General features: G+C 71.3%; 20 protein-coding genes and 1 tRNA gene. 12 read left to right on the top strand and 9 right to left on the bottom strand.

The annotated features are described in order from the left end of the window. The first annotated feature begins 1 nt into the window (after position 1). Genes KBX46_RS02365 through KBX46_RS02345 form a run of 5 tightly spaced genes read left to right on the top strand, consistent with a single transcriptional unit; the run spans position 2 to position 5,640 of the window. The gene (locus KBX46_RS02365; RefSeq protein ID WP_088948703.1) at positions 2-958 is read left to right on the top strand and encodes an ABC transporter permease; all 957 of its coding nucleotides are present in this window, start codon (positions 2-4) and stop codon (positions 956-958) included. Continuing rightward, positions 955-1,839 (top strand): ABC transporter permease, encoded by an 885-nt coding sequence (locus KBX46_RS02360; RefSeq protein WP_088948702.1) that lies wholly within the window; start codon positions 955-957, stop codon positions 1,837-1,839. Before KBX46_RS02365 ends, KBX46_RS02360 begins: the two co-directional genes overlap by 4 nt. Next, complete coding sequence (locus KBX46_RS02355; protein ID WP_210790295.1) at positions 1,836-2,855, top strand: ABC transporter ATP-binding protein; 1,020 nt, start codon at positions 1,836-1,838, stop codon at positions 2,853-2,855. Before KBX46_RS02360 ends, KBX46_RS02355 begins: the two co-directional genes overlap by 4 nt. Beyond that, positions 2,852-3,853: an ABC transporter ATP-binding protein gene (locus KBX46_RS02350; RefSeq protein WP_088948700.1), complete on the top strand. Its 1,002-nt coding sequence runs from the start codon at positions 2,852-2,854 to the stop codon at positions 3,851-3,853. The genes KBX46_RS02355 and KBX46_RS02350 overlap by 4 nt, the downstream gene beginning before the upstream one ends. After that, positions 3,850-5,640 carry a gamma-glutamyltransferase family protein gene (locus tag KBX46_RS02345; RefSeq protein ID WP_210790293.1) on the top strand — a complete coding sequence of 597 codons (1,791 nt, stop codon included), beginning with the start codon at positions 3,850-3,852 and terminating at the stop codon, positions 5,638-5,640. The genes KBX46_RS02350 and KBX46_RS02345 overlap by 4 nt, the downstream gene beginning before the upstream one ends. Here the strand turns inward: KBX46_RS02345 and KBX46_RS02340 are convergent. Next, complete coding sequence (locus KBX46_RS02340; protein WP_172862048.1) at positions 5,637-6,317, bottom strand: GntR family transcriptional regulator; 681 nt, start codon at positions 6,315-6,317, stop codon at positions 5,637-5,639. The two genes, KBX46_RS02345 and KBX46_RS02340, sit on opposite strands and share 4 nt — an antisense overlap. Before the next feature lie 70 nt (positions 6,318-6,387). Between KBX46_RS02340 and KBX46_RS02335 the strand changes: the two genes are divergently transcribed. Continuing rightward, positions 6,388-7,104: a YoaK family protein gene (locus KBX46_RS02335; protein ID WP_210790289.1), complete on the top strand. Its 717-nt coding sequence runs from the start codon at positions 6,388-6,390 to the stop codon at positions 7,102-7,104. 2 nt (positions 7,105-7,106) lie between these two features. Here KBX46_RS02335 and KBX46_RS02330 read toward each other — a convergent pair whose 3' ends face one another. The 4 genes from KBX46_RS02330 to KBX46_RS02315 are packed head-to-tail and all read right to left on the bottom strand — an operon-like array spanning position 7,107 to position 10,390. After that, entirely contained in the window at positions 7,107-7,733 is a 627-nt protein-coding gene (locus KBX46_RS02330; RefSeq protein ID WP_210790286.1) for a response regulator transcription factor, read from the bottom strand. Beyond that, positions 7,730-9,010: a histidine kinase gene (locus tag KBX46_RS02325; protein ID WP_210790282.1), complete on the bottom strand. Its 1,281-nt coding sequence runs from the start codon at positions 9,008-9,010 to the stop codon at positions 7,730-7,732. The genes KBX46_RS02330 and KBX46_RS02325 overlap by 4 nt, the downstream gene beginning before the upstream one ends. 4 nt (positions 9,011-9,014) lie before the next feature. Next, positions 9,015-9,467 (bottom strand): ABA4-like family protein, encoded by a 453-nt coding sequence (locus KBX46_RS02320; protein WP_210790278.1) that lies wholly within the window; start codon positions 9,465-9,467, stop codon positions 9,015-9,017. After that, positions 9,464-10,390 carry a hypothetical protein gene (locus tag KBX46_RS02315; protein ID WP_210790275.1) on the bottom strand — a complete coding sequence of 309 codons (927 nt, stop codon included), beginning with the start codon at positions 10,388-10,390 and terminating at the stop codon, positions 9,464-9,466. The genes KBX46_RS02320 and KBX46_RS02315 overlap by 4 nt, the downstream gene beginning before the upstream one ends. Positions 10,391-10,558: 168 nt before the next feature. Here KBX46_RS02315 and KBX46_RS02310 point away from each other — a divergent pair, with 168 nt between their 5' ends. After that, positions 10,559-11,311: a glyoxalase gene (locus KBX46_RS02310; RefSeq protein WP_210790273.1), complete on the top strand. Its 753-nt coding sequence runs from the start codon at positions 10,559-10,561 to the stop codon at positions 11,309-11,311. A gap of 119 nt (positions 11,312-11,430) precedes the next feature. Here KBX46_RS02310 and KBX46_RS02305 read toward each other — a convergent pair whose 3' ends face one another. Continuing rightward, positions 11,431-11,733 carry a helix-turn-helix domain-containing protein gene (locus KBX46_RS02305; protein WP_088948691.1) on the bottom strand — a complete coding sequence of 101 codons (303 nt, stop codon included), beginning with the start codon at positions 11,731-11,733 and terminating at the stop codon, positions 11,431-11,433. Positions 11,734-11,798: 65 nt separating this feature from the next. Between KBX46_RS02305 and map the strand changes: the two genes are divergently transcribed. Continuing rightward, on the top strand, positions 11,799-12,572 hold the full coding sequence (map, locus tag KBX46_RS02300) for a type I methionyl aminopeptidase (RefSeq protein ID WP_210790270.1): 774 nt from the start codon (positions 11,799-11,801) through the stop codon (positions 12,570-12,572). A gap of 8 nt (positions 12,573-12,580) precedes the next feature. Here map and KBX46_RS02295 read toward each other — a convergent pair whose 3' ends face one another. Continuing rightward, a complete protein-coding gene (locus KBX46_RS02295; protein WP_210790267.1) occupies positions 12,581-12,925 on the bottom strand; it encodes a DUF1330 domain-containing protein in 345 nt (114 codons plus the stop codon). A 114-nt stretch (positions 12,926-13,039) separates the two neighbouring features. Here KBX46_RS02295 and KBX46_RS02290 point away from each other — a divergent pair, with 114 nt between their 5' ends. From KBX46_RS02290 to KBX46_RS02275, 4 genes are all read left to right on the top strand, one after another. Beyond that, positions 13,040-13,858 carry a helix-turn-helix domain-containing protein gene (locus KBX46_RS02290; RefSeq protein ID WP_210790263.1) on the top strand — a complete coding sequence of 273 codons (819 nt, stop codon included), beginning with the start codon at positions 13,040-13,042 and terminating at the stop codon, positions 13,856-13,858. Positions 13,859-14,044: 186 nt separating this feature from the next. Continuing rightward, positions 14,045-14,914 (top strand): CDP-alcohol phosphatidyltransferase family protein, encoded by an 870-nt coding sequence (locus KBX46_RS02285; RefSeq protein ID WP_210790261.1) that lies wholly within the window; start codon positions 14,045-14,047, stop codon positions 14,912-14,914. A 98-nt stretch (positions 14,915-15,012) separates the two neighbouring features. Continuing rightward, entirely contained in the window at positions 15,013-16,671 is a 1,659-nt protein-coding gene (locus KBX46_RS02280) for a sulfatase-like hydrolase/transferase (RefSeq protein WP_247666788.1), read from the top strand. Between the two features lie 44 nt (positions 16,672-16,715). Continuing rightward, entirely contained in the window at positions 16,716-17,537 is an 822-nt protein-coding gene (locus KBX46_RS02275; RefSeq protein ID WP_210790255.1) for an FkbM family methyltransferase, read from the top strand. A 45-nt stretch (positions 17,538-17,582) separates the two neighbouring features. On the opposite strand, the gene KBX46_RS02270 is transcribed toward KBX46_RS02275, so the two are convergent. Both KBX46_RS02270 and KBX46_RS02265 read right to left on the bottom strand, forming a co-directional pair. Continuing rightward, positions 17,583-19,124, bottom strand: a complete 1,542-nt coding sequence (locus KBX46_RS02270; protein WP_308159336.1) for a TROVE domain-containing protein — start codon at positions 19,122-19,124, stop codon at positions 17,583-17,585. Positions 19,125-19,675: 551 nt separating this feature from the next. After that, a tRNA-OTHER gene (locus tag KBX46_RS02265) sits at positions 19,676-19,738 on the bottom strand. Positions 19,739-19,774 lie beyond the last annotated feature (36 nt).

Genomic DNA, 19,774 nt, shown 5'->3' with positions numbered 1-19,774 from the left:
CGTGGCCCGCTACCTGCTCACCCGCGCCTGGCAGTCGGCGTTGACACTGCTGTTGTCGACGATCGTGGTCTTCGTCGGCGTGCGGGCCCTGCCCGGTGACCCGGCCCTCGCGCTGGCCGGGGAGGACCGCTCGCCGGAGGCGCTGGAGGCCATCCGTCGGCACTACGGGTTGGACCAGCCGCTGCCGGTCCAGTTCGCGCAGTACGTGGAGCGCATGGCGCAGGGCGACTTCGGGGTGTCGATCCGCACCGGTACACCGGTGTCGTCGATGCTCACGACCGCCCTGCCGGTGACCGTCGAGCTGTCCGTCCTGGCGATCCTCATCGCCTCGGCGCTCGGCGTCGGCGCGGGCGTGCTCGCGGCGGTGCGTCGCGGGCGGCCCGCGGAGTGGCTCGCAAACGGCCTGGCCCTGGTGGGTCTGTCGGTGCCGCACTTCTGGCTCGGGCTGCTCGCGATCCTCTACCTGTCCGTGGCGACCGGGCTGTTCCCCGCCTCCGGCTTCGTGCCGATCCTGGAGGATCCCGTGGACAACCTGCACCACATCGTCCTGCCGGCGGTGATCCTCGGCACCGGCCTCGCCGCCATCATCATGCGGCAGACCCGGTCGGCGATGCTGGACTCGCTCTCCTCCGACTACGTGCGCACGGCCAAGGCGAAGGGCCTGCGGCCGCGCGCCGTCATCACCCGGCACGCACTGCGCAACAGTCTCATCGTGGTGGTCACCGTCGTGGGTCTCCAACTCGGCGGCCTGATCTCGGGCGCGGTCGTCACCGAGCAGATCTTCGGACTGCCGGGCTTCGGCAAGATGACCATCGACGCGGTGTTCCAACGGGACTACCCGGTGATCCAGGCCGTCGTCCTGCTCACCGCGACGGCCTACATCGTGATCAACTTTTTCGTCGACCTGCTCTACTCGGTCATCGACCCCCGCATCAGGGTGACGGGAGATCCGGCATGACCGTCCTCACCGTACCGATGGCGGAGACCTCGGTCAGCGTCACCCGGCGCGCACGGGTGCTGCGACGGTTGCGCCGCAACCCACTCGCCGTGGTGAGCTTCGTCGTGCTCGCGCTGGCGGCGGCCACCGCGCTGCTCTCGCCGTGGATCGCGCCCTACTCCGTCGACCAGACCGACTTCGCCCGTACGTTCGCACCGCCCGGCACCTCCGGGCACGTGCTCGGCACCGACGACCTCGGCCGGGACGTCCTCTCCCGCATCATGCTCGGTGCGCGGGCATCGTTGCAGGTGGGGCTCCTAGCGGTGGCCACCTCCCTGGTCATCGGGGTGCCACTCGGGCTCGCGGCCGGCTACTTCCGGGCCTGGGACGCCGTGATCTCGCGCTTCACCGACCTGCTGCTCGCGTTTCCGTTCCTGATCATGGCGGTGGGGCTGGCGGCCATCCGGGGCGCCAGCCTCGGCAACGCGGCGGTGGCTATCGGCATCGCCCAGATCCCCGGGGTGATCCGGGTCGTCCGCTCGGACACACTGCGCCTCAAGTCGCTGGACTTCGTCGCGGCGGCCGTGGTCGACGGGGCGAGTGACCTGTGGGTGCTGGCCCGGCACATCCTGCCGAACGCGACGTCGGTGATCCTGGTGCAGGCCACCGTCGCGATCCCGGCCGCGATCCTCGGCGAGGCGGTGCTGTCCTTCCTCGGCCTCGGCATCCAACCCCCGGCACCCAGCCTGGGCACGATGCTGGCCACCGCCCAGCAGTTCGCCGCCCGGGCACCGTGGGCCGCCGTCCTTCCCGGTGTCGTGATCATGGGCTTGGCGCTGGCGTTCAATGTCTTCGGTGACGCCCTGCGCGACGCCCTCGACCCGAAGGGAGACCGCCGATGACCACGGCCCCCGCGGGCACTGCCGGGCCCGTCCTGGCGATCCGCGACCTCTCGGTGTCGTTCCCGACCGAGACCGGCACCGTCTCGGCGGTGGACGGGGTCAGCCTGGACCTCGCCTCCGGGGAGATCGTCGGGATGGTGGGCGAGTCCGGGTGCGGCAAGAGCGTCACCGCGATGAGCATCGCCGGCCTGCTGCCCGGCAGCGCCCGGGTCACCGGCTCGGTACGCCTCGACGGCGTCGAACTGGTCGGTGCCCGCGAGTCGGCGCTGCGCCGGGTACGCGGCCAGGAGATCGCCTACATCTTCCAGGAGCCGATGACGTCCTTGAACCCGGTGCTCACCGTCGGGCGGCAGATCGGGGAGGTGCTCCAGGTCCACGAACGGATGTCCCGACGAGCCGCGCGGGCCCGGGCCGTGGAGCTGCTGACGCTCGTCGGGATCCCGTCCGCGGCGCAGCGGGTCGACACCTACCCGCACCAGCTCTCCGGTGGCATGCGCCAGCGCGTGATGATCGCGATGGCGGTGGCCTGCGGCCCGAAGGTGCTGGTGGCCGACGAGCCGACAACGGCGTTGGACGTCACCGTCCAGGCCGGCATCCTCCAGGTGCTGCGGGACCTGCGCGACCGGCTCGGCACGAGCATCCTCATCATCACGCACGACCTTGGCGTGATCGCCGACATCGCCGACCGCGTCGTCGTCATGTACGCGGGACGGGTGGTGGAGCGGGCACCGGTCGACGACCTGTTCGCCCACCCCAGGCACCGGTACACGGCCGGGCTCCTGTCGGCGTCACCGCAGCCGGGCCGGCACGCGGGCACGGACCGGTTGACCGAGATCCCCGGGCTGGTGCCCGTCCTGTCGACCCAACCCGACGCGTGCACCTTCGCGGACCGGTGCCCGGCCGCCGACGAGCAGTGCCGGGCGGCCGCCCCGCCTCTGGAGGGCGTCGGTGGCACGGACCACGTGGCGGCCTGTTGGCACCCCTGCACAACAGCACCCCAGGAGGCGACCCGATGACGCCGCAGCCCAACGCCCTGGAGATCGAGGACCTGGTGATGCACTTCGGCCCGGTCCGCGCCGTGGACGGGGTGTCCCTGACGATCCCGAGGGGCCGGGTCACGGCCCTGGTGGGGGAGAGCGGCTCCGGGAAGTCGACAGTGGGTCGATGCGTGGTGCGGCTCGTCGAGCCGACCGCCGGGACGGTCCGGATCGCCGGGACGGACGTCACGCACCTGTCCCGACGGCGACTGCGCCCCCATCGCGGCGCGGTGTCGATCGTCTTTCAGGACCCGGCCGGGTCCCTGGACCCGCGCATGCTGGTGGGCGACATCGTGGCCGAGCCGCTGCGGCTGGCCGGCAAACGGATCTCCCGGCGCGACCGGGACGCGCGCGTCGCCCCCCAACTCGAACGGGTGGGCCTGCGCGCCGAGGTGGCACGACGCTACCCCCACGAGCTGTCCGGCGGGCAACGCCAACGGGTCAGCATCGCCCGGGCGCTGATCTCCGAGCCCATGCTGCTCATCGCCGACGAACCCACCAGCGCACTCGACGTGTCCGTGCAGGCGTCGGTGCTCAACCTCCTCGCCGACCTGCAACGCGACATCGGGTTCGCCTGCCTGTTCATCACCCACGACCTGTCCGCTGTCGAGTACCTGGCCGACGACATCGCCGTCATGTACCTGGGCCAACTCGTCGAGCAGGGCAGCCGCGAGCGGATCTTCGCCCGGCCCGCCCACCCGTACACGCAGGCGCTGCTGTCCGCCGCGCCGGTGGCCGACCCGGTGCGCCAACGCGAGCGTCAGCCGGTGCTGCTCGGCGACGACCTGCCGTCCGCGCTCGACCCGCCGTCCGGGTGCCGGTTCCGGACCCGGTGCCCGCTCGCGTTCGACAGGTGCGCGACGGAGGTGCCGGCGCGGACGGCCATCGGCGACGGCATGGCCGCGTGCCACCTGGTCCGGCCCGACGGCACCGGCCCCGACGTTCGCACCGCAGATCCCAGTGAGGTGTTGTCATGACGTTCACCACCCGACCCACGCTCCAGGGCACCTTCGGCATGGTTTCCTCGACGCACTGGCTCGCCAGCCAGGCGGCGATGGGCATCCTCGAACGCGGGGGCAACGCCTTCGACGCCGCGGTCACCGCCGGGTTCGTCCTGCACGTCGTCGAGCCGCACCTGAACGGGCCGGGCGGCGAGGTGCCCGCCATCGTGGCCACCGCGGCGGACCCGACGCCGAAGGTGCTGTGCGGGCAGGGGCCCGCGCCGGCCGGTGCCACCATCGCGCACTTCCGGTCGCTCGGCATGGACCTCATCCCGGGGGCCGGGCCGCTCGCGGCGGCCGTACCCGGCGCGGTGGACGCCTGGCTCCTGCTGCTGCGCGAGCACGGCACGCTCACCCTCGCCGAGGTGCTGGAGCCGGCGATCGGCTACGCCGGCGCCGGACACCCGCTGGTGGGCCGGGTCGGTGACACCGTGGCGGCCGTGCGGTCGCTGTTCGAGGAACACTGGCCCACCTCCGCCGCGCTCTGGCTGCGCGGCGGCCGGCCACCCGCCGCCGGGGAGATGGTCACCAACCCGGCGTACGCGGGCACCCTGCGCAGGCTGGTCGAGGCGGGCCAGGCGGCGGGCGCGGACCGGGAGGCACAGATCGAGGCCGCGCGTCGCGCCTGGAGTACGGGTTTCGTCGCCGAGGCCATCGACGCGTTCAGCCGCCAGCCGTTCCAGGACTCCAGCGGTCGGCCGAACGCCGGGCTGATCACCGGTGACGACCTGGCCGCGTACTCGGCGACCTGGGAGGCGCCCGCCACCCTCGACTGGCACGGCTACACGGTGGCGAAGACCGGTTTCTGGGGCCAGGGCCCGGTGCTGCTGGAGTCACTGGCCACCCTCGACGCGCTCGACGACCCCACCGCGTACGACCCGTCGACCGCCCGGGGTGTGCACGCCCAGGTCGAGGCGCTCAAGCTCGCCTTCGCCGACCGGGAGGCCTGGTACGGCGACGACGTCGAGGTGCCCGCCAAGGCGCTGCTCTCCCGGGAGTACGCGCGGGAGCGGGCAGCCCTGATCGGTGACCGCGCGTCGGCGCAGTTGCGGCCGGGGCGTCCCGACGGGGCGCAGCCACGGCTGGCGGCCCACGTCCGACCCGGCACCGCCCGTCGTGCCGACCCGACGGATGCGACGACGGGGGAGCCGACAGTGCAGTCGGACGGCGTGACCCGGGGCGACACCTGCCACGTGGACGTGGTCGACCGCTGGGGAAACATGATCTCCGCTACCCCCAGTGGTGGCTGGTTGCAGAGTTCGCCCACCATCCCGGAACTCGGCTTCCCGCTGGGCAGCCGGTTGCAGATGTTCTGGCTGGAGGAGGGGCTGGCCTCGTCGTTGGCCCCCGGCCGTCGGCCGCGTACGACGCTGAGCCCGACGATGGTGCACCGCGACGGGGAGCCGGTGCTGGCCTGCGGGACGCCAGGCGGCGACCAGCAGGACCAGTGGCAGTTGCCGTTCCTGCTGCGGCACCTCGTCGGCGGCCAGGCACTCCAGGAGGCCATCGACGCGCCGGCGTGGCACACGCTCAGCCTGCCGGGGTCGTTCTACCCACGGGGCATGGAGCCCGGCGTCCTGGTGGTGGAGGACCGGTTCGACGACGACGTGCTGGCCGCCCTGCGGGCGTACGGGCACGAGGTGCGGGTCACCGACTCATGGAGCCTCGGTCGGCTCTGCGCGGTGAGCCGCGACCCGGCGACGGGCGTGCTCTCCGCCGGGGCGAACCCCCGGGGGATGCAGGGCTACGCGTGCGGGCGTTAGGGCCTGGCGTAGCCACCCTCGGCGTTCTCGTGGGCCGCGGCGGACGCCGCGTCGAGGTGGTCGAGCGCGGCCCGCTCGGCGCGGTCGCCGTCGCCTGACTCGATGGCGTCGACGAGCTGGATGTGCTCGGCCCACGAGTGTGGCGCGCGTTCGGCCGCCCCGAGCCGGAAGACCCACTGGACATGGAGGTAGAGCGACTTGGCGATCGACGACAGCCAGGGGTTTCCGCTGACCTGGAGGATGCGCAGGTGCAGGGTGCTGTTCAGCTCGGCGACCCGGGCCAGATCCTGCCGCTGTGTCGCCTCGCGTCCCTCGTCCAGCAGGGCACGCAGGGCCACCACGTCCGCGGCGGTCGCCCGCTCGGCGGCCAGCCGGGCGGCCAGCGTCTCCAGGCGTACGCGGACGGCGAACATGTCGGCGATGGTGCCGCTGCTCGGTGACGCGACGACCGCTCCCCGGCGGGGGAGGATCACGACGAAGCCTTCCGCCTCGGCGACGCGCAGGGCCTCCCGGACGGGGTTGCGGGAGACGCCGAAGTCTTCCGCCAGCCGGTCCTCGGTGAGCCGTTCACCGGGTAGGTAGTTGCCGTCGATGATGGCGGTGCGCAGGGCGGCGAGGACCTGATCGCGTAGCGGCAGGTGTTGCGCGCCGAGCTTGTCCCGCAGATCTTCAGCCACCTGGTCGCCTCTCCGTGAACATGTCCGGACAAAGTGTATACGAAGAACAATCCTTGGAGGGTGGCCGACAGTGTCGAGCACAGTGCCCAACGTCATCCAGCCCCGCCCCGCGGCTCAGCAGGACCCGCGCCTCCTGCGTCGACGGCACGCGCTCGTCGTCGTGCTCACCTTCCTGACCGGTTGCGCCGACGCCATCGGGTTCCTGTCCCTCGGCGGCGCCTTCGCCAGCGTCATGACCGGCAACATGGTCCTGCTCGGACTCTCGGCGGGCCGAGGTGACGCCGAGCTGGCCCTGACGTCCGGCTGCGCCATCGTCAGCTTCATCGTCGGTGTCCTCGCCGGTGCCCGCGTCGTCGGCTCGGCACGACCGGGCGACAGGGTCTGGCCCCGGCGGGTCACCTGGGCGCTCGTCCTGGAGCTGCTGGTGTTCGTCGTGTTCCTCGTCGTCTGGGAGGTCACGCTGCACACCGCCGACGCGCGTGTCCACCTCGCGCTGCTCATGCTGTCGGCGGTGGCGCTGGGCGTGCAGAGCAGTGCCATCCAACGGTTCGGTGTGCCCGGCCTGTCGTCGACGTACCTGACCGGCACGCTCACCAGCCTGATCGCCGGCGTCGCCGCGCGCAGCCCGTGGGGCAACCTGCGCCCCAAGGCCCAGGTGTTGCTGGCCCTCATGGTCGGCGCCGCCGTCGGCGCACTGGTCGCCCTGCACCTGCCGGTCGTCGCCCCGGCGCTGCTGATCGTGCCGCTGGTGCTCGTCATCGGCGTGTCCGCCCGGATGCGGGCCTGACGTCAGACGCCCCGGGCGAACAGGGCCAGGCGAACCCGGTTGGGGCTGTCGGTCTTGGTCATCAGGCTGGTGATGTGGGTCTTGACCGTGGTGACGCCGATGTGGAGGCGGTCGCCGATCTCGGTGTTCGACAGGCCCTCGGCGACCAGGTTCAGCACCTCCTGCTCGCGGGCGGTCAGGCCCTGCGACGACCGTGGTGTCTCGGGGCGGGCGTGCACCGCGCGCTGCACGAGGCGTCGCAGCACCTCCGGGCTGAACGGGCTGTCACCGACGGCCGCCCGGCGGATGCCGTCGAGCAGCTCGGCCGGGGGCGCGTCCTTGAGCAGGAACCCGCAGGCGCCCGCGGTCAGCGCGGGGTAGAGGTGGTCGTCGTCGCCGAACGTGGTCAGCACCAGAATGCGGGCGGCTGGTCGCGCGGCGAGGATCCGGCTGGTCGCGGTGATCCCGTCGACGCTGGGCATGCGCAGGTCCATGACGACGACGTCGGGAAGGAGCCGGGCGGCGAGTGTGATCGCCTCGCGGCCGTTGTCGGCCTCCCCGACGACCTCGATGTCGGGCTGGGCCGCACAGAGCATCCGCAACCCGGCCCGGATCAGGTGCTGGTCGTCGACCAGCAGCACCCGGATCACACCGGCTCCGGTGCGGGGGAGTCGGCCGGGGCCCCGCGTTCACCGGGCACCGACCGGACCGGTGCCCGGTCGGAGGCGGCCACCACGGCCGGCAGGGCGGTGCGCACCCGCCACCCGGTGCCGGACGGGCCCGCCTCCAACCGGCCGCCGAGGACCTCGACGCGCTCGCGCATCCCGGTGACGCCGTGCCCGCCGCCGGTCGGCACACCGGCCAACAGGCCGCCGCCGGTCGGCGCACCCGCCGGCGCCCCGCCGCGACCGGTGTCGGCGACCTCCCAGTGCACGACGCCGTCGCGGACGGCGACGACGAGGTGCGCCACCGCGGACGTACCCGCGTGTTTGGCCACGTTGGTCAGTGCCTCCTGGGTCAGCCGCAGCACCGCCATGCCGCGCACCGCGTCGAGCGAGCCGATCGCCGGGTCCAGGTCGGCCTCCACGGTGATGCCGGCCTGACGGGCCCTGTCGATCGCCGCGCCGATCGCCGCCGGCAATGCGGAGGGCTCGATCGCGGTCAGCGCCGCGTCGCCGCGTACCCCGTCGGGGTCGCGCAGCACCGCGACCAGCCGGCGCAGCTCCCCCAGGGCCGCGGTGCCCGTGCCGTGCACGTCGTCGAACACCTCGTCGACCCGGGGGTCCAGGTCGGTGAGCACGTGCCGGGCCACGCCGACCCGCAGCACCATCGACGCGACGTGGTGCGCGACGACGTCGTGCAGCTCGCGGGCGATGGCGCTGCGTTCGTCGGCCCGTGCCGCGCGGCTCTCCGACTCGTGCTGCCGTTGCTCGGCGACGGCGCGTTCCTGGGCCTGTCGGGCGAGATTCCAGTTGGCGCGGATGACCAGGCCGAGCAGCAACGGGATGCCGACCTCCAGGGCCAGGCCGACGACGCCGGCGGCGACCCGGTCGGCCGGATCGCCGATCGTGTTGGTCAGGTCGACCACGGCCAGCAGCCCGGCGGCCAACCAGATGGTGCGGGCGCGGTACGCCCCGATGGTGATCTCGATCAACGCCCAGCTGGCACCGACCTGATTGATCATGATGTCGTCGAGCAGGGCGATCGCCGCCGCCAGCAACGCGGCCTGCACCACCATGTTGGCGACCGGCCGACGGTGCAGCAGCAGCGCCGCAGCGAACGCGCCCACCGCGAGAATCCACTGTGTCACCGTCGGCGTGCGCCCCGCCTGGGTGCAGAAGACCAGGTAGCCCACCCCGGCGAGGTCGAGCAGCATGAGCCGCACGAGCGTGTCGCGCGTGTTGAACAGCCGACCCAGCCAGCGCACGGGCTCAGCCTAGGTGCTGTGGCACGGTGGCAGCGCCCTCCGGCAACCGCCACCGGGTGCGGACCGCGAGATAGGCGGCCAGGCCGAGCGGGCCGAACAGGATGGTCAGCAGCAGCACCGGAGCCATCACCAGCGCCGGCACCCCCCGTTCGCGGCTGTCCAACCATGCCCAGCGCCCGACGAACAGATCGAACGCGATCATGTGCGCCCAGCCCGCCGCCGCCCCGTCGGAGGTGCCGAGCAGGTCGCGCACCCCCGTCAGGGTCGGCGACGCCACGGCCGGCAGCACGTCGCCGAACGCCGGGATCACCAGCAGCGCGTAGATCACCACCACCGGCAGCACGATCAGCGGCGACGAGATGACGCGGGCGGTCCAGGACCATCGCGGCAGCAGGATCATCATGGCCCAGAACGGCGCGGCCACCGCGAACGTCAGGACGAACAGCATCTCGGTCATGCGGCCAACGCCAGGTCGGAGCGGCGCCGCCGGGCCAGCACCAGGGCGGCGGCGGTCGCCGTCGCGACCACCAGGGCCGCGACCGCGGCGAGGGTGACAGCGTCCGGCCGCAGCAGCGCCTGCCCACGCAGGGCCTGCCAGGTCAACATCACAGTGAGTACGCCGTACGCCGCGCCCGCCACGACCACGAGCCGTGCCCGGGTGCGCTCGTCCAAGCGCGTCGCGAACCGGTTCAGCAGGATCGCCAGGAGCGGCAGGGCCTGGAGGGCGTGCAACCCCACGAAGTGCCCGATCCGCAGGTCTCCGCCCATGGTGCTCCATCCAACCAGTGGCAGACCCGCCCCACCGTCCGGCACACCCACGCTGTGCGCCCCGGCGACCCCCTCGATCCCCGGGTCCTGACCGGGCAGTGCCATCGGCACCGCCGCCACCATGCCCACCAGTGACAGGCCGAGACCCCAGCCGACCGCGCGGCGGGCAACCAGGTCGGGAATCCGGCGGATCAACACCACGATCCCCAGGACGAGGTGCGCGAAGAACAGCACGCCGATCGCCGCGCCCATCGCCGCGAAGAGGATGAGGTTCAGCGGGGTGCTGTCGTTGAAATGGCTGGTCTGCCCGCGCACCACCTGCCCGACGATCCACACGTTCTCGGTCACGGCGATGGCGACGATGAGCGTGGCCATCCGCTCCGCGAGCCGGCTCCGACGGGGCAGCAAAGAGAGCATCCACGCGAGGGTCACGCCGTACAGCACGAAGGACACCGCGAACTTGAACGGCTTGAGCCAGATCGGCGCCCCGACCAGGACGCGTGGGTCGACGACGATGCCGACCGCGCAGACGACGGCGAGCGCCGCCATCGCGTACACGAGGAACATCAGTGGGCGGTGCCAGCGTGCCGCCCGGCGCAGATCGATTGTCATGTCTGTAGATGGTCGCGACAGTGCCCGCCGGTCGCGTCCGACCGCGAGCCCCGGTTGTGGCCGGCGGTCGGAGCGGGGTCTCCTCCCTGGGTAGGAGGCGAATCCCGCCGAGGACCGTCGCCCGCGCTGGCACAATGGCCGGTCTGCCGACCACACGGGGAGCGAACAGTGACGACCACAGAGGATCGCGTCCGACCGAACGAGACGACACTGCCGCTGCTGCCCTGCCCCGCGCCGGAGGAGACCCTGGCGTTCTGGCAGGCGCTCGGGTTCGAGGTGACCTACAAGCAGCTCAAGCCGTACGTGTACCTGGCCTTGCAGTGGAGTGGGTTCCAACTGCACTACGGCCCCGCGCCCAAGGAGCTGGACCCGGCGAAGGAGACGTCCGGCGGCTGCCTGGTGATGGTCGACGCGGTTGCGCCGTACCACGCGACGTTCGCCGAGACGATGCGTCGCAGCTACGGCAAGGTGCTGGTCAAGGGTCTGCCCCGGATGACCCGCTACCGGGCCGGGGCGTCGCGGTTCAGCATCGTCGACCCGTCGGGCAACACCATCACCTTCATCCAGCGCGACGAGCCGGAGGACCTGGAGTACGGCGGGTCGGCCGAGTTGCAGGGCCTGGCGCGGGTGCTCGACAACGCGCGGATCCTGCGCGAGTTCAAGATGGACGATCGAGCTGCCTACCGGGCGCTCGACTCCGGAATGCGCCGCCGCGCCGACGACGCGCCGGTGGTCGAGCAGGCGATGGCGTTGGCCGCCCTGATCGAGCTGTCGGTGGCGTTGGGGAAGGCGGAGCGCGTCCCCGAGTGGGGCGCCCGCCTCGAGGCGCTGACCCTGACCGACCCGGAGCGTACGCAGGTGGAGCAGTTCGTCGCCGACCCGGCCGTCCTGGAACCGTGGTGGGGACCCGCCGCGCCCTGAGGCCGCAACACGCGCCGCATCGACCAAGATCTGCACAACTTCGGGGATGTAGGTGCCTCGGCGGCGAGTGAGGCAGCACTTTCCTTGTTCTTGTGCGGATCTTGGGCTCGTGTCGGACCTTACGAGGCCAACCGCTCGACCGTGTCGCGGCCTGAGCCTGGCAGCCCGGCCCCCTCGTCGGAGTGGTTGATCTCCGACCACACCGCGTCCAGGGAGAGGCCGAGGACGTCAGCGATGGCGGCGATGGTCGGGAAGGCGGGGGTGGCGATGCGACCGGACTCGATCTTCCGGAGGGTCTCCGGCGAGACACCCGCGTCCAGTGCGGTGAGGAGCATCGAACGGTCCCCCCGGGCTCGACGCAGCAGGGCGCCGAGCCGCTGTCCGCGTTCGACCTCTTCGGGAGTGAGCGGCAACCTGACCATGGCCCGATTCTAGTACCGGGATAATATGGCCGGGATAGTTATTGGAAGTGCGAGGAAGGCGCTGCATGATCGAGATCCTGACCCCCACCGACCTGCTGCGAGCGAAGGATTCCGGCACCCTGGTCGCCGACATCCTGCGGACGCTGAAGAGCCGCAGCGCGGTCGGCACGAACCTCCTGGAGATCGACGCGTGGGCACGCAGCATGATCATGGAGGCCGGGGCGCAGTCCTGCTACGTCGACTATGAGCCGTCCTTCGGGCGTGGGCCGTTCGGCCACTACATCTGCACGTCGGTCAACGACGCCGTGCTGCACGGACTGCCGCACGACTACACCCTCGCCGACGGCGACCTGCTGTCGCTCGACCTCGCCGTCTCCCTGGGTGGAGTCGTCGCCGACTCCGCCATCAGCTTCATCGTGGGCGACGTGCAGCCCCCGGAGAGCGTCGCGCTGATCGACGCGACCGAGCGCGCACTGAGCGCGGGGATCGCCGCCGCCGGCCCGGGCGCCCGCATCGGTGACATCTCCCATGCCATCGGCTCCGTCCTCACCGCGGCGGGATACTCGGTCAACACCGAGTTCGGCGGTCACGGCGTCGGCTCGACCATGCACCAGGACCCGCACGTCTCCAACACCGGGCGGCCCGGTCGCGGATACCGGCTGCGCCCGGGCCTGCTGCTGGCGCTGGAGCCCTGGGTCATGGCGGACACCGCCAAGCTCGTCACCGACGCCGATGGCTGGACGCTGCGCAGCGTGACCGGCTGCCGGACGGCGCACAGCGAGCACACGATCGCCATCACCGACGACGGAGCCGACGTGCTCACCCTGCCGAAGGCCTGATCCCGACCTCAGGAACCATCGGCCCGGCGGATCGCGGCAGCCATCTCCGCGGAGCTGTGGTCGGCGTCGACCCTCTCGACGAGGATCACGTCGCCGGCCAGGTGCCTCGTCCGCAACGGCTTGATCTCCTGGTACGCATCGGAGCCGTACCAGGAGCGGGCCCTGGTCGAGTCGGGAAACTCGATGACGACAAGATCGCCCGGCCAACTGCCTTCCAGCACCTCGACGGGCCCACCGTGGACGATGAACCGACCTTCGAAGGGCGCCAGGGTGGCATCGATACGCTCCAGATATTCGAGCACCTCGACATGGACGGGTGCCCTACGCAGATGAGCGAGCGCGTACGCGGTCATGATTCTCCGATCGTCGGGGACGCTTCGTGGAGATGATCGCGAGCGTCGGTGCGCGCTGTCGATTACGTCGCAGGTAATGGGGCGTACCCCCGGTGTGGTCACTAGGGTCGGGGGGTGACGACCAGGACCAGGCCGGGCCGACCGGTGGGGGAGTTGCTGCGCGACTGGCGTCGAACCCGCGGAATGAGTCAGCTCGACCTGTCGATCGAGGCGGGTGTGTCGGCCCGGCATCTGAGTTTCGTGGAGACCGGGCGATCCCGGCCGAGCCCGGACCTGATCCTGCGGCTGGCGGAGCGGCTCGACCTGCCGCTGGCCGAGCGCAACACGATGCTGCTCGCCGGCGGCTACGCCCCCGCCTACCCCAGCCACGAGTTGACCGACCCGCAACTCGCCCCGTTCCGGGCCGCCGTACGGCAGATTCTCGACGGGCACAGCCCGTACCCGGCGGTGCTCATCGACCAGCACTGGCAGCTGGTCGAGGCCAATCCCGCCGTGGCCCTGTTCACCGCCGACGCGAAACCTCACCTGCTCACCCCACCGGTCAACGTGCTGCGGCTCAGCCTGCACCCCGACGGCATGGCCCCGCGAATCCTCAACCTTCCCGAGTGGCGGGCCCACCTGCTCGCGCGGTTGCGCCAACAGGCCGCGGCGACCAGCGACCCGGTCCTGTCCGATCTGCTCGACGAGCTTCGCGGCTATCCCAGTGGCGACGACATCGGGGCACCGACCAGCGACGAGCTGTCGCGTGTCGTCATCCCACTGCGGTACCGCCACGGCGACCGGGAGTTGGCCTTCATCAGCACGACCACCCTCTTCGGCACCCCGCTGGACGTCACCGTCTCGGGGCTGGCCGTCGAGGCCTTCTTTCCGGCCGACCCGGTGACCGCCGCCGCACTCCACGCCCTCGGCACGCCCGCGGCCGGCGTGGCCTGACCTCGGCACCGTCGTCGCGTCCGTGGCGTCGTCGGCGGCGACGAGCTGCACCCACCGTCTACGACTAATCCGCATCCGACGGGGCACGTTCGTCCGTATACATGGTGAGTCCCGTTCAAAATGAACCGATCGGTCATATTTTCCGTGATGACGGTCAGGGTCACACACCAGATTCGCGGAGGCACGATGTCAACGGTTCGAACTGGTCCGCTCGTCGGGCTGATCGTGCAGATCGTCGTGCTGGCGGTGCTCGCGGGGACAGTCGGTCTGGGCGCGGCGGGATGGTTGGCGGGGCTGGCCTACGGAGTGGGCCTGTGCCTCCTGCTCAGCCGGGGGATGTCCCGGTCGACCACGCCTGGTCTGAGCCCGGCCGACCGCGTGACTCTGAGCCGGGCGATCCTCGTCGGCGGCGTGACGGCCCTGGCCGCGGAGTCGTTCACCCGGCCGGCGCCGGTCGCGTTGATGGTCACCCTCACCACCGTGGCGCTGGTCCTCGACGCGGTGGACGGCTACACGGCCCGACGCACCGGGACGACCAGCGAGCTCGGCGCGCGCTTCGACATGGAGATCGACTCGTTCCTGGTGCTGGTGCTGTGCCTCCATGTCGCCCCCTCGGTGGGCGGCTGGGTGCTCGCGATCGGCGCGATGCGGTACGTCTTCGTGGCCGCGAGCTGGGTGCTGGGATGGATGCGCGGGTCGCTGCCGCCGCGCTACTGGCGCAAGGTCGTCGCGGCGATCCAGGGCGTGGTGCTGACGGTGGCGATGGGTGACGCGCTGCCCGGGCCGCTGACGACCGCCATGCTGGTGGTGTCGCTGGCGCTGCTCGTCGAGTCCTTCGGGCGCGACGTCACGTGGCTGTGGCTGACCCGTCACCTCCGCCGCACCCTCAGCTACGACCCGCAGGTCACGGTGGACCACGCGAGCAGCCAGCTCAGCCACAGCACCCAGAACGCCGGCCCGGTGCTGGGCGGGTCGTGTGCGGGGAAGGCGGACGGGCTGCCCTGGCAGGAGCGCCAGAGGGTCGCAGTGGCCCGCAGCGGGACCGCCCGCGTCTGAGCCGCCCGCACGCCGCACCCCTCAGTGATCATGGAAGGATGCCTCGGTTGTCGCTCTTGACACGAGTACGTGAGCTGCCGAGCCAGGGACGGAAGGCGATGAGGGGCGAACTCCCCGGCGTTACCGCCGACGACGACACCGCAGGTGAGGGTCGGCCGAAGCGCTCCATCCGGGCCCGACTCGTGACCGTCCTGGCCGCGCTGCTGGTGCTGCTCGTGCTCACCGCACCGTACGACTTCGGTCGCCTCACCCCGGCGGCGTTCGTGCGGATCCCCCTGGAGGCGCTGCTGGTCGTGGCCCTCCTGCTCGCGCTGCCATCGCGCGGGAGCCGGCTGGTCGCGACGGTCACCGGCGTGGCTCTCGGTCTGCTCGGCCTGCTGAAGTTGCTCGACCTGGGGTTCTCCGCCGCCCTCAGCCGGGCGTTCGACCTGGTGCTCGACTGGGCGTTGCTGGACGAGGCGTTCGCCTTCCTCAGCGAGTCGTACGGTCGGCCCGCCGCCGTCGGCGCCGCGATCGCCCTGGCGGTGGTGGCGGTGGGCCTGCCGGTCCTGGTCACGCTGTCGGTGCGGCGGCTGCGCCGGCTGGTGATCGGGCACCGCGCCGGGGCCACCCGGATCGTGGCGGCGCTGGTGGTCGTCTGGGTGGCCTGCGCGGCGTTCGACGTGCGGGTGGTGCCGGCTGTACCGGTTGCCGACACGTCCGCGACCACCCTGGCCAACGGCCACGGGTTCCAGGTGCGCCTGCGTCTCGACGACCGGAAGACGTTCTCCACCCAGATCGAGGCCGACCGGTTCGCCGACACCCCGGGCGACCAGCTGCTGACCGCGCTGCGGGGCAAGAACGTGGTCATCGCCTTCGTGGAGAGCTATGGCCGGGACGCCGTCGAGGACCCGGAGTTCGCCCCGCAGGTCGGCGCCGTCCTCGACACCGGCACCAGCCAGTTGCAGGCGGCGGGATTCGCCGCGCAGTCCGGCTTCCTCACCTCGCCGACGTTCGGCGGTGGCAGTTGGCTCGCGCACGACACCCTGCTCTCCGGTCTGTGGATCGACAACGACCAGCGGCACCGCACCCTGCTGGCGAGTGACCGGATGACCCTCAACGGCGCCTTCCGACGGGCCAACTGGCAGACCGTCGGCGTGATGCCCGCCGTCAGCAGGGCGTGGCCGGAGGGCTCCTTCTTCGGCTACGAGCGGTTCTACGACGCCAGGGCGCTCGGGTACCGCGGTCCGAAGTTCAGCTTCGGCACGATGCCCGACCAGTTCACGCTGTCCAGCTGGCAGCGCCTTGAACAGGCGAAACAGGACGGCAACCCGGTGATGACGGAGCTCGCGCTGGTGTCGAGCCACGCACCGTGGACGCCCGTCCCGCGACTGGTCGACTGGGCCACCGTCGGCGACGGGGCGATCTACCGCGGCACCGCCGGCGAGGAGGATGAGCGGCGGCGCAGCACCGCCCAGATCCGGGCCGACTACCGGCAGTCCATCCAGTACACGCTGAGCACGCTCGTCTCCTACGTCCAGACCTACGGCGACGACGATCTCGTGTTCATCTTCCTCGGCGACCACCAGCCCGCCGCGGTCGTCACCGGCGAGAACGCCAGCCACGACGTCCCGATCACGATCATCACCCGGGACCGGGGCGTCCTGGACCGGATCGCCGGGTGGGGCTGGCAGGACGGGCTCAAGCCCGGGCCACAGGCACCGGTCTGGCGGATGGACACCTTCCGGGACCGGTTCCTGACCGCCTTCGGGCCGTAACCCCGGCCACCTCGCGCCCCACTCACGGACTGGACGACAGACAGATGACGGCTACCACCGAGGCCAGGATCGCTGCGCTCCGGGCCGATCCGGCCATGTCCCTCCTGCACCGGTCGCTGGATGTCTACTACGGCGACCCACAGCGGGACGCGAGGATGGACGCGTTCTACTCCCGGTTCGTCACCTCGGGGGACCTCGTCTTCGACATCGGCTCCCACGTGGGCGACCACATCGGCAGCTTCCGTCGACTCGGAGCCCGGGTCGTCGCCGTGGAGCCGCAGCCGCTGTGCCTGCGCGCCCTGCGGACGATCTACGCCGACGACGACCAGGTGACGCTGGTCGAAGGGGCATGTGGCGCGGCCGCCGGGAGCACACGGCTGCACGTCAACTCCGCCAACCCCACCGTGTCGACCGCCTCGTCCGACTTCATCCGGGCGGCGCACGGCGCGGGCGGTTGGGAGGGCCAGGTGTGGGACGGGGACATCGAGGTCCCGGTGGTCACCGTCGACGCGCTGATCCACGAGTACGGCGTACCGAGCTTCGCCAAGATCGACGTGGAGGGTTTCGAGGACGAGGTGCTGGCCGGTCTGAGCCGGCCGCTGCCCGCTCTGTCGTTCGAGTTCACCACGATCGCACGTGCGGTTGCCTACCGGTGTCTCGACCGTCTGACCGCGCTCGGCTTCGACGGTTTCGACGTGGCGCTGGGCGACGACAAGTCGATGACCTTCGAGAGGTGGCTACCCGCGAGCGACGTGGCAGCACACCTGCGCGACCTGCCGCACCGGACCAACGCCGGCGACGTGTACTGCGTGTCCCGGGGAGGGTTGCGACAGCCACCGCCGCATGACGATCCGAAGCGGCGGTAGCCACTGCCCGCGTACCGGAAAGGAGCCGTCACGGCGTCCCGACGTTCAGAAGGGCCACCGCTCGTTAACGCCATCCTCGATGAGCGGGATCATCGCGAACGCGGCGTCGGACAACCCGCCGAAGGTGTGCCGGTTCGCTGCGGTCGGCGTGTGCCCGACCCGGTATCCGGCCAGGTTCCAGGTGTACACGGGAACCTCAGCGGGCACCGCTGCGGCCACGTCCGCCGCGTTGTGCCAATGGGCCTGCTCATCGGTGAGGATGACCACCCGGTCGTGCCGGTCGTAGTGCTTGCGCACCGCCTTCTCGGTGTCGGTGCCCATGCCGAAGAAGTAGCCGTCGTCCTTGAACCGCCGCACCGCCGCGAGCACCGACTCGCCCGCCAACGACGGAAACACCCGACTGTCATTGGAGAACGACACCACCGTGGCCGCCCGCGCCCGGGCGGCCAGCGCCAGGCCGAACACCGTGGCGCCGTCCCAGCAGAGCAGCGTGCCGTCCTTGCTGAACGGGCTCTGCATCGAGCCCGACGTGTCGATGAGGATGAGGGTCCGCCCGCCCAGAGCAGGCACGTTGGCCAGGGCATGCTGCAAGGCCTTCTCCAGCGGGTACGCCCACCGCAGACTCGGTGCCGCGTTGTACGCCGAAAGGAAGCGCATCGGCAGCACCCGAGAGGCGGCAACCTGGCCCGGATCGGAGAGCTTGGCCGCCACCGTCTCCGCCACGGTGTCGCTGACCCCGACCTGGTCGAAGTTGCGCAGGTTGCGCAGCAACGCCAAATAGCCCATGGTCGGGATGACGGACTCCCATGCCGAGGCGTCCATTGCGCTCTGTCGCCAGCCCGCCAGGGCCTCCCACGTCATGCCGGCCGCGCCCAGCACCGCCGGATCGGTGACCTCCCTGCGCTGCTCGACGGGCAACGCCATGAGCGCGTCCCGGGCCGCCAGCATCCCGAGCGACGCCGGCAGCGGGTTGTCCCGCCGGTGCCGCCGATCCAGCGCGTGCCGGAACAGGTCGCCCTGCCGCTCGTCCTTCGCGGTGGGGTGCGTCAGGTCGATGACATCGCCAAAGCGCACCTGGCTGCCGACGGAGTCGTACTTGAGCAGACTCCGCTCGGTGTACAGCCGGACCGCCGCGTCGGCGATGCCCCGCTTCACCGGCTTGGGTAGTGCCCGCCCATGGCGAGCCAGCCAGTACGCCAGAGCCTCTGCGGGCTCGTCCGCACGCTGCAACGCGGCGTCCACGACTGCCCGCGAACCCGGAATCTGGGCGGCAACCTGGGCGCGAGCGCCCTCGACAGCCGCCACCACGGACGCCGAGCGCAGCATGGCGACGGACCGAAGCCACGGTACGAAGCGAGCGAACCAGTCCGGGTCAGCTACGGCGACGGTGGCGACCAGGTCTCGGAAGCGAGCGTCCCGGTCCGTGGCGCCCTCGTAGAAGGTGTCCTCGCCGACCATGATGGAGACACCGAGCAGGAAGAGTTCGACGCGCGGCTCACGGGCGAAGCCGGGCGCGCCCTGGGCGGTCGCCGGCTGCTGGCGGCCCTTGCGCAGCTTGATGTTGAACTTGGCCATGACGTCCCCCACGTCAATCAGCTCGGAAACGCCACCCCACCGCACACCCGAGATCAAAATCGGCCACGGACTAGTCCGCCGTTCTGTCCGTTGAACTATTCACCCGAAGGTGGCGGAGGACTCGAACCCCCATCTGCGGACCCCTGAAGTAACCGTTGCCTGCGCACCGGGTGTGTGGTGTCGTCGCGCTTCCCGAGATCGAGGTCGGCGACGGATGGTCCTTCACCGAGGTCGGAACCCCTCCAGATGTAACCGTCACCTGCGCACCGGGAAGTGCGGTCATGACGCTAGCGGTGGCGCCGACGGCCGGGCAACGGAGTTTGCGATCTTGTGATCGGGAGGGCAGTGGTGCCCGCCTGGTCACGCCGCACGCCCGAGATCAAAAGTGGACACGGTTTTCGCGGGTTCGAACCGCGGGCCCTTGCCGGGCCTTCGCCAAAGAAGTAGCCGTGTCCGTCGCACCGGGCGTGCGGCGTGAGCGCGCCTCCCGAGATCGAAGCGGCGACGGCGACCGGCCCTTGCGGGCCAAGGTGACCTGGGCCGCTGGTCGACGCCACCCAAGGTGGCGGTGGGATTCGAACCCACGTCTCCCCGTTGAGAGCGGAAGTAGCCGTTGCCTGCGCACCGGAAGGCGCCTGACGACGATAGGCCCGCACCGACGC

Origin of the sequence: Micromonospora sp. C81 (assembly GCF_018070425.1) — a bacterium.
Classification (GTDB): Bacteria; Actinomycetota; Actinomycetes; order Mycobacteriales; family Micromonosporaceae; genus Micromonospora; species Micromonospora zamorensis.
Note: the sequence above shows the minus strand (reverse complement) of the source record. Positions and strands in the feature narration are given on the sequence as shown.